This is a genomic window from Pseudoalteromonas sp. BZB3, assembly GCF_040104455.1.
Lineage (GTDB): Bacteria > Pseudomonadota > Gammaproteobacteria > Enterobacterales > Alteromonadaceae > Pseudoalteromonas.
This window is the reverse complement of record NZ_JBECOS010000012.1, coordinates 192,893-207,403: the sequence shown is the minus strand read 5'-3', so window position 1 is coordinate 207,403 and position 14,511 is coordinate 192,893. Positions and strand designations below refer to the sequence as shown.

Genomic DNA, 14,511 nt, shown 5'->3' with positions numbered 1-14,511 from the left:
CGCTATTACTGCTCTAAGTGGGTTAATGCTTAATGAAGAGCAAGAATAAAATAACAAAATAGGAAGTAAAAAGGTGTCGACAAGTGAAGTAGCTCAGCCGAGCAGCGGTGGTGTCATCGCATTTATAGAAAAGGCAGGTAAAAAAATACCCGATCCCATCATTATTTTTATGTGGTTCTTGGTATTCGTATTTGCCTTAACCGCATTAATAGGCGGCTTAACGTTCGAAACGCAAAGTGCCGATGGCAGCGCCATAACCCATACCATCAAAAATATGACAGAAGCCGAACATGTTCGTTGGGTATTTGATAATGCCCTGCTGAATAACTGGCTCGGTTTTGGTGGCGGTGTATTAGGGGTTATCTTAATCGTTATGCTAGGTGTAGGGGTGGCTGAAAGCTCTGGTTTATTCAATGCCCTTATCAAGAAGATTGGTACACGTTTAAACGAGAAGTTCTTAGCGCCAGCGCTTATCTTTTTAGGGATCATGAGCTCAATCGCAACCGATGCAGGCTATCTTATTCTTATTCCTTTGGCAGGTCTTTTGTATGCAGGTCTTGGTAAAAATCCGATGATAGGTATGGCGGCTGCATTTGCCGGTGTATCAGCGGGCTTCAGTGCCAACTTAATTCCTGCTACGCCAGTGGATGTGATCATTGGTTTGAATGCACAAATTTTTGCTGAATCTCAAGGCATTCCTTTCCAAGCAGCAGATGGCAGTGCACTTACGCCAGCAACCATGCATTACTACTTTATTTTTGTCTCGACCTTTATGCTGGTGGGATTAGGTGCTTGGGTAACCAAGAAGTTCATTGAACCTAAGTTTAAAGATATGCCTTATGATCTGCCTGAAGGTATGGACTTGTCTGATTTCTCAGTGACTGAAGACGAGAAAAAAGGTCTTCGTGCCGCATTTTGGGGTCTACTTGCTTCAATTGGCGTAGTGGTTTTATTGGCGCTAGGGCCGCTAGCTCCATACGAAAATGACGCGGGCAAAACCGTGACGCCTTATTTAAATAATGTAATTTTGTTGATCACCTTTATTTTTACCTCTGTGGGTGCTGCTTTTGGTGTCGCAACAGGTAAATTCAAAAGCCTGATGGACGTAGTAAAAGCCATGGTCGCGCAAATGAATACCATGGGTTATATCTTAGTGCTTACCTTCTTCTGTTATAACTTCTTAGGTATTTTAGGTTATTCAGGCTTAGGCACATACATCACTTATCTAGGTGCAAGTGGTTTATCTGCGATGGGGTTACAAGACTCACCAATTATGTTGATAATCGGCTTTGTATTAACCACTGCTCTGATTAACCTATTCGTTGGTGGTCTTACGTCAAAGTGGATGCTATTAGGCCCAATTTTCGTGCCTATGTTGTATGCAGTAAATCCAGCGATGACACCAGAGCTTGTCGCCGCTGCGTATCGAGTTGCAGACTCTTCTACAAACATCATCACTCCGATGATGACGTATGCCGGCGTTATTCTAGCGTTTATGCGTAAGTACAATAAAAACCTGAGCTTTGGTGATGTGATCACCATGATGATCCCTTATTCACTGACCTTCTTAGTATTCTGGACTGGTTTATTAATCGCGTTCTTCGCGTTCAACATCCCGTTTGGGTTCTAAGTGCAGAATACACGTTGCGTAGCAAGGTTATTTCTGCGCAACGTGAAATAAGCCGTTTTATATACTGTTAAGAAGTATTCTGTAAGCGAGATTACTTTTGCGCAAGGGTGACGAGTGACCGGAACGTAGTTCCGCAGCACGAGGAAGTGAGGGTATGGACACCCGAAGGCCAATGCTACAGGGACGAAATACAACACAATACTTTTCTTACAAAGAGTAGCGTTGTAATCTTAGTCTTCAAATCTCTCATTTGTCGCATTGGCGACTACAACAAGAGGGAGGCTGCCGCCGGCCTCCCTCTGGACTCCCACGGCGCCCCTCTATCTCGCTATTTCTTCAAATACACAATTGATGTGAACGTAAATGGCTGAATAGTCCATCCTTGGACTAAATCAGCCTTATTGGTGCATTGCCTAAATGGATTTAGGTACTTGGGATTTGTCTGGAACAAAAATCCCGCCATGCACTGACATTACTCATCAATTGCTTATTTTCAGGCGAGATAGAAGGGGATAGGGCGTTGTCTGATGGTTTTTTTAAATGGGTTGTACTATACAGGGTCTAATAATTATTAAGAGGTAAGTCGTGCTTTAGCGCGACACAACTTAGTCATTCCAGTTTATCTATTCTGCGCGATGTAAAATCGCGCCTACAAAGTAGCAAACTACTCGAACTCAACTTGTAGGCGCGGCTTTATGCCGCGCTTTTTCTTTGGTTCTAAAACGCATCTACAAATCTCAATTTGGCGTAAATATTCAATTCATCCGCTTTGCAAATTCCTACACTGGCTCAGTAATTATTACTCAGGAAACGAAATTATGAGCTTACTGACCGTAAATAACTTGTTTGCCTCTGCAAAAAGTTACGACTTAACGCTGCAAAACCCAAGACCGACTTTTTCTATGACTATGTCGTTGAGTGTCGACAACCAGTCCGTATTACACATTTGCCGTAAATGGTTTGCTGTCGGGCAAGACCCAGTCGCAACCGAGACTCTAGCTTGGTCTGTCGCAAATGGGTTACAGCGTCTTGAGATGGCACAACCGAGTTTAAATGAAACAGGGCTGCTCTTTCATAAATCAGGAGAGGGGGAGTTTGTATTAAGCAGTCCGAAAACAAATTTACAACGTAAAACCAAAACTAATCGCTTTACGTACGAGCCTGCATCGTTGTTAAGCATCCCTTTTGAGGTGGCTAAGCGCTGGGATGCACTCAAAGCTGGTGAGGTGTTTTACTTTGATTATGTGGTACTCAAAGTTCAGGCACACACCAAAATAAAAGTGCAAGCCAGGATTGAAAACGATCAGCTTGTTGTCAAAGTCACGCCTGCTTCTTGGTTTTGGCGATTAGTGTTTGGTTCAACTCGATTTTATTTTGATAAAGACAAACCAGTACTCAGAAAAATAACCGGTTTGATTGAACCTAGAGACAAAAAACACAACGGAAAATATAAAGAGTACCTTGCTAACGTCGAGCTCGAGCAAGGACTAGATCTCAGTGCATTGGTAAAGTTATAAGGACATGAACATGACGAAAACGATTTTAATCACAGGCGGCACCCGAGGGATCGGCGCGCAACTTGTTGAGCAGTATTTACAAAAAAACTATCAAGTTATTGCCACTGGAAGTAATCCAAATTCAGTTGACCAAGCCCGCAAGCTTAAACCTCAAGTACATTGGTTGGTCTGTGATTTATCAGTGCTCAGTGATGTTGAAACACTGGCAAATAAGCTCGAGGCTACGAAATTAGACCTTGTTATTCACAATGCTGGGGTGCAGCAACCCAGAAACTATGTATCGAGCGCCCTGTATGAAGTAACAGAGCATCAAGAAACGATGATTAATCTTACCTCGCCCATGTTGCTGACACGTTTACTATTTAAAAATGTACAAAGTGCTCAGGGGGCTTGGGTATTTGTCACATCAGGCTTGGCCATTGCACCAAAACAAAGCTCGGCGGTGTATTGTGCAAATAAAGCGGGCTTACGGGTTTTTAGTAAGTCTTTACGAGCTCAGATCACTCAAAACAATCAGCAAGTCCGCGTTTGTGAGGCTATTTTACCTTTGGTCGATACCGATATGACAAGAGGGCGTGGTAGGGGGAAAATCTCTCCAGAGCAAGCGGCAAGAGAAATAATGGCAGGTATTGAACGTCACGAAAAAGAAATCAGAGTGGGTAAAACCAAATGGTTGATGCGCCTGAGGCGCTTGTTTCCCAACCTTGCTGAAAGTGTCATGTTGAGGGCGTAATTATGCGTAAAAATAATCAAAGTATCGCAACCAAGGTACTGTCTTGGATAAAACGAAATGGCAGTAAACCTAAAGCAGTGCCTATGCTTGCTGGTCTCTCTATTGGCGACTTTTTTATACCTGCGTTACCGACGCAAACCTCAGTGATGTTGCTCGCTTGGTTGCAACCTCAACAACGGGTATTTATCGCTTTGCTATTTGCAATGGCAGCAGTTATAGGTAGTGGCATATTGATTGGTTTAAGCTTGTTGCTCGAGAGTTTTATTCAAGCATCTATTCCAAGCGAGCAATCAGATTTTTATGCAAAGTGGTTACAGTTAAAAACATGGATAAACGATTATGGCTTGCTGGCCTTGTTTGCCATGTCTGTGTTTCCAACACCGCCGCGAAGTTTAGTAATACTCAGTATTTTGTCAGGATTGTCAGGTTTGGCCATCATGATAACGGTCTTTTTAGGTAAATTACTTTGGTTCTCATTGGTGGTATTTATCGTCACAAGCGCGCCAAATTGGTTGATGTCATTACCTTGGCTTGGTAAAAAACTACAACCTCTCTTAACGCGCTAGGAGATTTAAAATGAGTGCATCTGCGAGCAAAAATGTGGCTTTTGCTAGCCAAGCTATGATGGATATATTACGTGCAGGTGCAAAACTGAACGGGTTTGCCATTGAACCGACTGCCAATGCGGTAAACCAAAGCAAAGTGCCTATTACTTCTAAGCGAGCTTTACTTCAGGCTTTTGTTGATAAGTATGGCATCGAGAATATTTTAAAGTTGGGGCAAGGTGTGTCTCAACTTTTACATACACCGCTGAGTATGGCTTTGTTAGTTGGCTCAGAGCCACAAAGTTTGTTATCTAAATGGCATCGACTTGAGCGTTATGTGCACGCTTTGCATTACACTGAGAGTGATTTCAGCCAAGGTCAAATTAATATAAAGCACCTTTCACGAGGTGAGCAGCCGCCAACTTTGGTCGAAGATTTAGCCGTGATGAGTGTGTTATGTGCACTGTTATCGTACTGTGGCGCCAGCAAAATAACCTTGTCTGGTCAGGCCGACAGCGAAACTTTACTATTTGATTTTGAGACACAAACAACTTTGTGCGAGTCGATACAAGCTTGTTCTAGTTGGGTGATCCGTTATGAGCCTTGCGCTCGCCATAAGCAAAATAGTCTGCCTCTATTTGCAAATGAAGACGAACAAGCTGTATTAGCTAGTTGGCAGAGCAAAGTCGAACAAGCGATTATCGAAACAGGATTTGTTGAAACTACTATTGATAAAGTCGCCATACAGCTTTGTGTTTCATCGCGCAGCTTACAACGGCACTTGCAGCAAGAAAACCTGAAGTTTGCGCAATTATTGCAACAGGAAAGGGTGAAATATGCTGCCAAGCTGCTTATGCAAAAACAGACGAGTTTGGCTGAAATTGGCTTCTTATGTGGCTTTAGCGATCAAGCCCATTTCACTCGTATCTTTTCTCAATGTAATGGCATGACACCTAAGGCATATCTTGAGATGGCTGATACCTTGCCCGTTTAATTAGTTGCAAAGTAATGAGGTGCCGGTAAACAAAGTTGCCGACACAAGTCATCCTATTCTTAAATTGAATACAACGACTCATTAAAGTGTAGAACCAGCGAAAACTGCTTTATCAATTGTGGCTATGGGGTAATCTGCTTGTTTCAGTTCTTTCACTTCTAAGTAGGCCATCTTCCCCGAAAGTCTTTCTGGTGCAGGTAAAATGCCGCTAAAATCCTTTAAATGAGTTGCGTCTTTGTTTAACGTCATCGTAATAGAGTCCATAAAAAACATCATACCTATGGAGCCCGGGCCCACTTCAATGATTGATGAATTGGATGTCTCGGCGATGAGCTTAAACTCAAATGGCGCAAGCTTTTTCGCCTTTATGATTGGGCCATGACACTTTATGCTTTTCCCCGCTTTGAGCTCTTTGAAATAGGCCTTCGCAAATTCAGGAAACAATTCAGGAATACAAATTGGAAGATTACTTCGCTCGTCTTGCCAAAGTATTTTGTTGGTACTGTCAAAGGCAATCACTTTGCTGTGTGTGATGCTCAAACGTCCTAACTGTGAGGCATGGCCTTGCAAGACTTCAAGGTCAAGGCCAGTTTGATGCCATGACACCTGAGTGTCGTACATCAAGGTGTTGTTATCGTGTACACGATAAGATTTGCTGTTATCGACTGCATGTGAAGTCAGTTGAGTTGTTGCATTAGCCGACAGTGCGAAGAGCAAAGCGGCTAAGGGTAGGGCGGTATTTTTCATTTTGGTCGCTTAATTATCAGTTTTGATATTAAAAGCGTAATCAAATAAGAAAAGGATTAATTGAAGATACCCGCCACACTTTGGAAGTGGTTATTTCTGTGCAAAATTCACCAGAGTTTCACCACTCATGCGATAACCAATCCACTCATGTTGTGGCTCAGCGCCTAATGATTCGTAGAACTCGCGTGATGGCGTATTCCAATCTAAACAGCTCCATTCAAATCGGCCACAACCTTTTTCAACGGCGATTTGTGCTAAACGTTTGAGTAGTGCAATACCAGCGCCTTTGCCTCTATGCTCAGGTGACACGTATAAATCTTCAAGATAAAGCCCAGGCTTTGCTAGCCAAGTTGAGTAATTGTAGAAATACACTGAGAAACCAATTGCTTCACCATCTAATTCACAAATTAAACCATGCACACCACTGTGCTCTACGAACATGCTCGACTTAATGGTTTCAGGTATGGCTAAGACTTCATGCTCTGCTTTTTCATAAATAGCGAGCTCTTTAATGAAATATAAAATGGTGTCGATGTCGGTGACTTCTGCTGGTCGAATGGTAAGTTGTGACATAGCGCTTCCTCTTAGAGCGTATCCGCTCAGTATTTACTTTTTTAAATATATTAACCGAACAAAAAAATGAAACCAGTGCATAATTTTCATAGTTAAATGAATACGGTGCAGGTTTATGGATCTCAAACAGTTTGACCTCAATTTATTACTGCTGTTCGATAAGCTTTATCAATATCGGTCGGTCTCAAAGGCCGCTGAGTCGTTATATTTAAGTCAATCTGCGTTTAGTCACGGCTTAGCTAGGCTTAGAAAGCGTCTAGACGATCCTTTATTTATTCGAGTGAATAATCAAATGCAGGCGACTGAAAGAGCTGAGCAATTAGCCCAGTATGTAAAGCAAGCCTTGCCGTTACTAGAGCTCGGACTAGGTCAAGCAAGCGGATTCGACGCAAGTCACAGTGAGAAAACATTCCGTATCGCCGCGACCGATTACACTGAGTTTTGTTTTTTGCCTAAATTAACTCGGCACTTTGCCAAACAAGCGCCGCATATTCAGATTGAGATCTTGCCAGCCAGCCCTTTACCAATTAAAGAACAGTTGGAGCAGCGAGACTTAGATTTCGTATTAGGCTTTGAGCATGATGAACACCCGCAAGCCGGTGTTGAGCAGCTTGCTTGGTTCAGCGACAGTTACAGTACCTTAGTGTGTAAAGCGCACCCGAGAATAAAAAATGTGCTGTCTTTTGAGCAATTTTTACAAGAGCAGCATATACGCATCGCACCGTGGGGAGAGTCACAAGGTATTGTCGACCAAGTATTAGCGAATTTAGGTCATACGCGTCATGTTGCTTGTCAGCAAACCAGTGTACTTGTAGCACCGCACCTAGTGGCAGGCAGCGAGTATTTATTAACTTTGCCGACTCAAGTTGCTAAACAAGTACAGCAAGGGCAAAAACTAACACGGTTACCTCCACCTATCACGGTGCCCGACTATCATTTACAGATTTATTGGCATCCTCTAAAAGCCAGTAACCAAGCCAATAGGTGGTTTGTAGAGCAAGTTAAAGGCCTGTTTTTATAGGACTAATCAAAACAGACAAAGCCGGGGTGAAAAAACTTTAAAAATATTTCACCCCCTAATTCATAGTCGTCCGTTTATAGCAGTAAACCTTCTATAAAAAGAGACAGAATATGAAAACCAACAAGACCTTAATTGCTTTAACCCTTGGCGCTTTGTTTAGTTCTTTATTTATTACTGGTTGCTCGAATCAAGACAGCAAGAGTGAACAAACGGCGCAAAAAAACCAAGAACAATCGCAGCAAGAGCGTAAATCAGTTCCTGAAGCGGTAGAAAAAATTATGGTGACGGGGAGTCAGATCACAGAGGCGCAAGCCGATGACCTTACAAATGCTAGAGCCGTTGAATATATGCAGCTTAGTCAACCACAAGTATTGATTGCAGCGCCTGAAATGCGCAAAAGAATTGCGCCGTCAGCCCCTGAGTTTTTTGCTCATCCTGAGGAGCGTGATAATTACCTACCGAGCGAGAGCAATGGGGTATTTCAAGCCGCAACCACGCCTTTATCGACCTTTTCAGTGGATGTAGACACGGGCAGCTATGCCAATATTCGCAGCTATTTAAGTATGGGGCAATTGCCACCGACCGACGCTGTACGTGAAGAAGCCTTTATTAATTACTTTGATTACAACTACAGCGTGCCAGAAGATAAATCGCAGCCGTTTGCAACTTTTACAGAGTTGGCCCCAGCACCTTGGAATGATGAACGCCATATTTTGCGTATCGGCCTGCAAGGTTATGACTTACCGGCAAGTGAAAGAAAACCTTCGAATCTGGTGTTTTTAGTCGACGTGTCGGGGTCGATGCACGACAAAAATAAACTGCCTTTATTGGTACAAAGCCTAACCATGATGGTAAAGCAGTTATCAGCCCGCGATACCGTGAGTTTAGTGACTTACGCAGGTAATGTGCAGGTGGTGTTAAGTCCAACTAAAGGCAAAGAAAAGCAAACCATCATAAATGCCTTAAAAGAACTCAAAGCAGGGGGCGGCACCTATGGTGAAAGTGGTATCAAAATGGCTTATCAAGAAGCGAAAAAAGCTTTTATTAAGGGGGGTGTGAACCGGGTCATTTTGGCCACTGATGGAGACTTTAATGTTGGTACCACAAGTATCGATGCGTTAAAAGACTTGATCGCAGAGCAGCGTAAGCAAGGTATTTCATTAACAACACTGGGCTTTGGTCGAGGCAATTACAATGACGCCATGATGGAGCAATTAGCCAACATAGGTGATGGTAATCATGCTTATATTGATACCCTACATGAAGCACAAAAAGTCTTGTTAAGACAAATGAGTGGCACACTGCAGAGTATCGCCAACGACGTAAAAATTCAGCTCGAGTTTAATCCCGCTGAGGTTAAAGAATATCGTCTGATCGGTTATCAAAACCGTTTATTAAAAGACGAAGACTTTAATAACGATAAAGTCGATGCCGGTGAAATTGGGGTAGGTCATACGGTGACTGCATTGTACGAAGTGACTTTAGCAGGTAATAAAGGGCAAGTGGATGAGCTGCGTTACCAGCAAAAGAAAATGGTCAGTACCAGTGATGAATTACTTCAGGTGAAAATTCGTTATAAATTACCGGGCGACACTGAGAGTAAACTGATCAGCCAAGTGGTCAATAAACAGCAGGTGTTACCAGACTTTAATAGCGCCAGCTCCGACTTTAAATTTGCAACCTCAGTGGCCGCATTTGCTCAAAAGCTTAAACAAAGCCAGTACCTTGGTGACATGAACTATCAAGATATTGCCAGTATTGCGCGGGCAAATAGAGGGGATGATCCGTTTAACTATCGCGGTGAATTTGTTAACTTGGTCGAATTGGCCAGTTCAATGTAACACATAGAAACTTTAATATTTATGACTCAAATCGCGCAATTACAATCAGACACGGACGAAGCGCTGATGCTCAGCTATGGCAAAGGCTGCCAAGCCGCCTTTGCCGAGTTATACGGCCGACATAAAGGACCAATGTATCGTTATGTGTGTCGTCAATTAGGTGCAAAGCATCAGGCTAAAGCCGAAGAGCTATTTCAAGAAATCTGGCTTAGAGTCATCGATAATCGGGCCAGTTATACGGTTGCGGCTAAGTTCAGCACTTGGCTTTACCGCATCGCCCATAATTTGTTGATTGATGAACACAGAAAACACACCGCGCGTGGTGAGCATCTAGTATTGGTTGATGAGGCGCTTAATAGTAACGATAGTGAGTCACCTGCTGTGCTAAGTTCAAGCCAAGACAATCACGAAAGCGAGATACATAATGACTTCTTGCAACGGGCGATTAAGCACTGTGTAGAATTACTGGTACCACAGCAAAGAGACGCATTTTTGTTGCGCCATGAAGCCGGGTTTAGCACAAGCCAAGTATGTGAAATTGTTGAGGCAAAACCCGAAACCGTGAAAACGCGATTACGCTATGCCATGTCACAGCTAAGAGATTGTTTGCATCGCAAAGTAGACGCATCAGAAACAGGAGGCACACGACAAGCATGAGTAAGCAATTTAGTGATGACGAACTCATCAAGCTTTATCAGCAAGATAACGACGCAATGCCGCCTAAACACATAGATGATGCTATTTTAGCGCGTGCTGCAGATACCGTTAATGGTGAAAATAAAAATTTTGATAAAAAAGTATTTGGTAACAGAGGTTTGGAGGGTAAAGCGCGAGCGCAAAAAACGACGAAAACCTCAAGCAGATGGTGGCAATATTCAGGGCTTGCAGCCGCCATTGTCGCCGTTGCCGTGTTAGCGCCTTGGCAGTATTACCAAGATCCTATGTTAGTTTCAGTTGAATCAGCTGAAGTGCCTGCGATGGCAAAAGCGAAGCAAGCACAAGAAAGTGCCCCACAAATTGAGCGAGTAAACATACAAGCTGAAGACGTGCAAATGGAACGAATAGAAGTCACAGGCGCGAGACTTGAACGCGCAGCGCCAGAGCAGAAAGCGCGAGCTGTTCAGGCTGTATCACCATTTATGTATGGCATTAATTTGTCTGAGCCGAATGCCAAGCCAAACGCCAAGCCAAATGCCGTGTTTAAAGATATTGTGGCAAGGCTAGAAAACAAAGATAAAGCAGGCGCCCAAAGCGCATTAATTAAGCTACTTAAAGAGAAGCCTGAATATCATGATGATATTCCAGAGCCATTAGAAGACTTATATCTAGCACTTATCAAAAGTGGCAAAATTGAGCGCCCAGAAACGACGTCAAAATTAGACGATAAATCGAAAGATAAGAATTAAAGATTGTGGCTTTACTAGATGAACAAATATGTACGAAATTAAACAAGGTCAACTCAGCGATATTTTGGCTATAGAAACCAATATCCCTGAGTTTGGCACACCAAAAACGCTAGAAATCATAAAGCAAAGGCTAGCAGATAAAACCGATTTACTGCTGGTGGCTTATCACAACGAGCAACCTGTAGGATATAAATTGGGTTATGCGCTGAGTGACACGGTTTTTTATAGCTGGTTAGGTGCAGTGATGCCTGAGCATAGAGGGAATGGTCTTGCACAGAAAATGCTCAACGAGCAAGAAGCTTGGTTGCAAACGCAAAACTATCAAGCGGTGCAGGTTAAAACTATGAACTGCTTTCGAGCCATGCTCGCCATGTTAGTGAAAAACCACTACAACATCATTGATATTGAGCCCGGAGATACGTCACTCGACAACAAGATACGCTTTGAGAAAGTGTTTTAATTTTTACCGACCCAAACACTGTCTTCTAAGTTAAAAATCTAGATAAAAAGCTAAAAGGAAAGTAAAAACAATGCGGTTTATTTATGTGGTCGACCCCATGTGCGCTTGGTGTTATGGCTTTGCGCCTGAGCTTGCGGCATTTTTAAAGCAGCACCCAGAGATTAAAGTTGACTGGATCATGGGTGGGCTCGCCCCCGATAACGACCAACCAATGGATGAAAGCTTGCGCACTGCAATTGCCAGCTACTGGCAGCAAATTGAACAACGCACGCAAGTGAGTTTTAATCACGATTATTGGCAGTTAAATACCCCATACCGCTCTACCTACCCAGCCTGCCGCGCCGTGATAGCAGCAGAAACCTTAAGCCCCAACAGTGCAGAACAGATGGTCAAAGCGATTCAATCTGCGTATTACCAAAAAGCACAAAACCCTTCTTTGCATGAGACTCTTGTTGAGTGTGCAGTAGACATAGGTTTGGACGGTGCTGAGTATGAAAAAGTGCTGTTATCGGCTGAAACTGAAAGTCAGTTGCAGCAGCATTTGGGCTTAGTGCAACAGCTTAGAGTGAGTGGTTTTCCGGCGTTGTTTTATGTGAATGATAATAATGAAGCGTTTGCTTTGGCGTTGGGGTTTTGTGAGGTAGGGGGTTTAGAAGAGAGATTTGATAAGTGCAAAAACAACATTGCATAGCAAGGTTACTTTTGCATAAGTTGAGTTTTTTGTGTGTAGGTCGTGCTTTAGCGCGATAGGCTTGAAAGCAGCGTTCAATTTAACCTTTTGTCGCGCTGGCGACGACAATTATAAGCTCTTGCTCAGTTGGCAGTATTTTCGGTAGCAGCGGCTTTATGTCGCGATTTCTAAATGTCTTTCGTCATTCTGAACTTGTTTCAGAATCTATGCTTTGTTCATCATTTATCTGCAATTTAACCTTTTTGTCGCGTTGGCGACGACAACCAAAGGGCGGCTGCCGCCGACCGCCCTCTGGACTCCCTCGGCGCCCCTCTATCTCGCTGTTTCTTCAAACAAGCAATTGATATGAACGTAAACGGCTGAATAGTCCATCCATGAACTAAATCAGCCTTGCAGCGCATCCATGCGCTGACATTACTCATCAATTGCTTATTTTCAGGCGAGATAGAAGGGGAAAGGGCGTTGTCTGTTGGTTTTGAGTGAAGGTTACAGTATGCAATAACTGCTACCAAAAATTCTAGAATTTGCCTTTCGATAGCAGCGGTTTTATGACACGATTTCTAACTGTTTTTCGTCATTCTGAACTTGTTTCAGAATCTATGCTTTGCTCATCATTTATCTTCAATTTGACTTTTTGTCGCGTTGGCGACGACAATTAAAGGGCGGCTAAGCATTTCAATTGGTTACTGAGCTGAAATTCATTCCTGAAGCTTATTCCTGTCAGCAACCATGGCAGAACTTCCTTGCGCTTGCGAAACTGCGTTTCGTTCACATGTAACCATCATCAGCCTTGCAGCGCATCCATGCGATGATATTACTCATCAATTGCTTATTTTCGGGCGAAATAGAAGGGAGGGGCGTTGTCTGTTGCATTTAAGAGAAGGTTACAAAATACAAGACTAGCCACTATTAGTGAGACTTATTGTGCTAACTTGTTAATAATTGGAATTAAAAACATTACGATTGCAAGCGGATATTGAAAAAGTAAATATTTTCTACATATACCAAGCGCTATTAACATTTCATCAGAATCAACAATGGTTTTATATTTACCAGTAATCAACAAAAAATAAAAGCGAATATCTCTCATCAACATCAATCTATCTTGCCCCTTTGAAAATGATAAAGTTAATTTTTCAATTTCTTGTTGCGAATTTTTTATTAATAAAAGATCATCCAATGAATTCAAGTATTTAAGCATTAGGATTACTAAGAGAAAAAAACATAAAAAGAATAAGTTAAACACCAAATCTAACATCAAAAGTCCCCTTTATAACCTGAGTTTACTGATACACCAACTGCAGTTCCGATCGAAGTACCAAAGGTCAAGTCATTATAATTAGTTTCTATGTTTATGCAGCCAATAGTATATATCAAGTGTCTGATAAAAAACGTTTATAACTACTGTTGAGCATAAATCATCCCCTAGATTCCCAATTGGGTTATAAATATAGCCCTTTTCAGTTTCAACATCATAACCGAGATCACTATTTTAAAATTATGAGTAGGCGATGGAGGTGAATTGTTCAAAAATGACGGTGGGTGTCCTGTTTATTTAAAATAATCTTAACTAAATAGTTAACCGCTAAAAAATTGCATAATACAAAACTTGAATCCATTATTTCCTTAATTCAATTCGCTCTAAATACTCCCTATTTCTCCTCACAACCCCCATAATCCTTGAGAAAGCCCAACAAAAAACAATCGAGAGAATAAAAATTTCATAAAGAGTAAAATACTTAGTTAGTGAAAATGTAATTTCACCATTTTTTTCGCTAAAAGATAAATCATCAGATTTTATTTCAAATGAATAAGCTACATTGTCATAACCATAACTAATTTTAATCTGAACTTTTCCTTGACTTAGCTTTTTTAAATCCTCGCAAAAAAGAGATTTAATAGCTACAAGGACATTCCCCTCGATTTTGTCAACATTAATATAGTGGACCCCCTCAACAGAATCTCTACAACTATAACTAGTGATTTCGCTATTAACCCAATAAGGCTTTTTGTATTCTCTGGTCCCTCTGAATTCAATTACGTAAATAATGAACACTAAACTAAGAAAAACAACAAAATATAAAGGCAAATCTAATTTTTTTAAATTATACATATAGTACAATCCTGAAAAAGTTATTGATATATTACAGGTTTTCTCTGTGAGAGTAGGTAATGTTGTAGCGTCGTACCACCTAGTAGGCTGAATAGCTCCACCAACAGACGTGCCTATTGATAGTTATGATATTGTTTTATCAGTAGCTATTTTAGCTTCTGTTTCTGAAGTAACTCAACCATTTTTCCTTACATAGAAAATGGGAGAGTCAAGCCTTGCATTGTGTACTTGTAGTATTCA

15 protein-coding genes are annotated in these 14,511 nt (G+C 41.9%); 11 read left to right on the top strand and 4 right to left on the bottom strand.

The window, feature by feature from the left end; translation table 11 throughout:
* Window positions 1-73 precede the first annotated feature (73 nt).
* From ABMY35_RS14495 to ABMY35_RS14475, 5 genes are all read left to right on the top strand, one after another.
* On the top strand, window positions 74-1,630 hold the full coding sequence (locus ABMY35_RS14495) for an AbgT family transporter (protein ID WP_138483902.1): 1,557 nt from the start codon (window positions 74-76) through the stop codon (window positions 1,628-1,630).
* An 818-nt stretch (window positions 1,631-2,448) separates the two neighbouring features.
* Window positions 2,449-3,147, top strand: coding sequence for a hypothetical protein (locus tag ABMY35_RS14490; RefSeq protein ID WP_349286859.1), 699 nt, complete (start codon window positions 2,449-2,451; stop codon window positions 3,145-3,147).
* A 10-nt stretch (window positions 3,148-3,157) separates the two neighbouring features.
* Window positions 3,158-3,880 (top strand): SDR family NAD(P)-dependent oxidoreductase, encoded by a 723-nt coding sequence (locus tag ABMY35_RS14485; RefSeq protein WP_349286858.1) that lies wholly within the window; start codon window positions 3,158-3,160, stop codon window positions 3,878-3,880.
* A 2-nt stretch (window positions 3,881-3,882) separates the two neighbouring features.
* Window positions 3,883-4,446 (top strand): hypothetical protein, encoded by a 564-nt coding sequence (locus ABMY35_RS14480; RefSeq protein ID WP_349286857.1) that lies wholly within the window; start codon window positions 3,883-3,885, stop codon window positions 4,444-4,446.
* A 10-nt stretch (window positions 4,447-4,456) separates the two neighbouring features.
* Window positions 4,457-5,419: a helix-turn-helix transcriptional regulator gene (locus ABMY35_RS14475; protein ID WP_349286856.1), complete on the top strand. Its 963-nt coding sequence runs from the start codon at window positions 4,457-4,459 to the stop codon at window positions 5,417-5,419.
* 81 nt (window positions 5,420-5,500) lie between these two features.
* On the opposite strand, the gene ABMY35_RS14470 is transcribed toward ABMY35_RS14475, so the two are convergent.
* Both ABMY35_RS14470 and ABMY35_RS14465 read right to left on the bottom strand, forming a co-directional pair.
* On the bottom strand, window positions 5,501-6,166 hold the full coding sequence (locus ABMY35_RS14470; RefSeq protein ID WP_349286855.1) for a hypothetical protein: 666 nt from the start codon (window positions 6,164-6,166) through the stop codon (window positions 5,501-5,503).
* Between the two features lie 90 nt (window positions 6,167-6,256).
* A complete protein-coding gene (locus tag ABMY35_RS14465) occupies window positions 6,257-6,739 on the bottom strand; it encodes a GNAT family N-acetyltransferase (protein ID WP_349286854.1) in 483 nt (160 codons plus the stop codon).
* A 115-nt stretch (window positions 6,740-6,854) separates the two neighbouring features.
* Here ABMY35_RS14465 and ABMY35_RS14460 point away from each other — a divergent pair, with 115 nt between their 5' ends.
* The 6 genes from ABMY35_RS14460 to ABMY35_RS14435 all read left to right on the top strand — a co-directional run bounded on the left by ABMY35_RS14460 (window position 6,855) and on the right by ABMY35_RS14435 (window position 12,158).
* A complete protein-coding gene (locus ABMY35_RS14460) occupies window positions 6,855-7,760 on the top strand; it encodes a LysR family transcriptional regulator (protein ID WP_349286853.1) in 906 nt (301 codons plus the stop codon).
* A gap of 110 nt (window positions 7,761-7,870) precedes the next feature.
* Complete coding sequence (locus tag ABMY35_RS14455) at window positions 7,871-9,601, top strand: VWA domain-containing protein (protein ID WP_349286852.1); 1,731 nt, start codon at window positions 7,871-7,873, stop codon at window positions 9,599-9,601.
* 21 nt (window positions 9,602-9,622) lie between these two features.
* Window positions 9,623-10,258 (top strand): sigma-70 family RNA polymerase sigma factor, encoded by a 636-nt coding sequence (locus ABMY35_RS14450; protein WP_349286851.1) that lies wholly within the window; start codon window positions 9,623-9,625, stop codon window positions 10,256-10,258.
* The gene (locus ABMY35_RS14445) at window positions 10,255-11,007 is read left to right on the top strand and encodes a hypothetical protein (RefSeq protein WP_349286850.1); all 753 of its coding nucleotides are present in this window, start codon (window positions 10,255-10,257) and stop codon (window positions 11,005-11,007) included. The genes ABMY35_RS14450 and ABMY35_RS14445 overlap by 4 nt, the downstream gene beginning before the upstream one ends.
* Before the next feature lie 28 nt (window positions 11,008-11,035).
* A complete protein-coding gene (locus ABMY35_RS14440) occupies window positions 11,036-11,467 on the top strand; it encodes a GNAT family N-acetyltransferase (RefSeq protein ID WP_349286849.1) in 432 nt (143 codons plus the stop codon).
* A 70-nt stretch (window positions 11,468-11,537) separates the two neighbouring features.
* Entirely contained in the window at window positions 11,538-12,158 is a 621-nt protein-coding gene (locus ABMY35_RS14435) for a DsbA family protein (protein WP_349286848.1), read from the top strand.
* A 919-nt stretch (window positions 12,159-13,077) separates the two neighbouring features.
* Here ABMY35_RS14435 and ABMY35_RS14430 read toward each other — a convergent pair.
* Both ABMY35_RS14430 and ABMY35_RS14425 read right to left on the bottom strand, forming a co-directional pair.
* Window positions 13,078-13,416: a hypothetical protein gene (locus ABMY35_RS14430; RefSeq protein ID WP_349286847.1), complete on the bottom strand. Its 339-nt coding sequence runs from the start codon at window positions 13,414-13,416 to the stop codon at window positions 13,078-13,080.
* A 360-nt stretch (window positions 13,417-13,776) separates the two neighbouring features.
* Complete coding sequence (locus tag ABMY35_RS14425) at window positions 13,777-14,271, bottom strand: hypothetical protein (protein ID WP_349286846.1); 495 nt, start codon at window positions 14,269-14,271, stop codon at window positions 13,777-13,779.
* Between the last annotated feature and the right edge of the window lie 240 nt (window positions 14,272-14,511).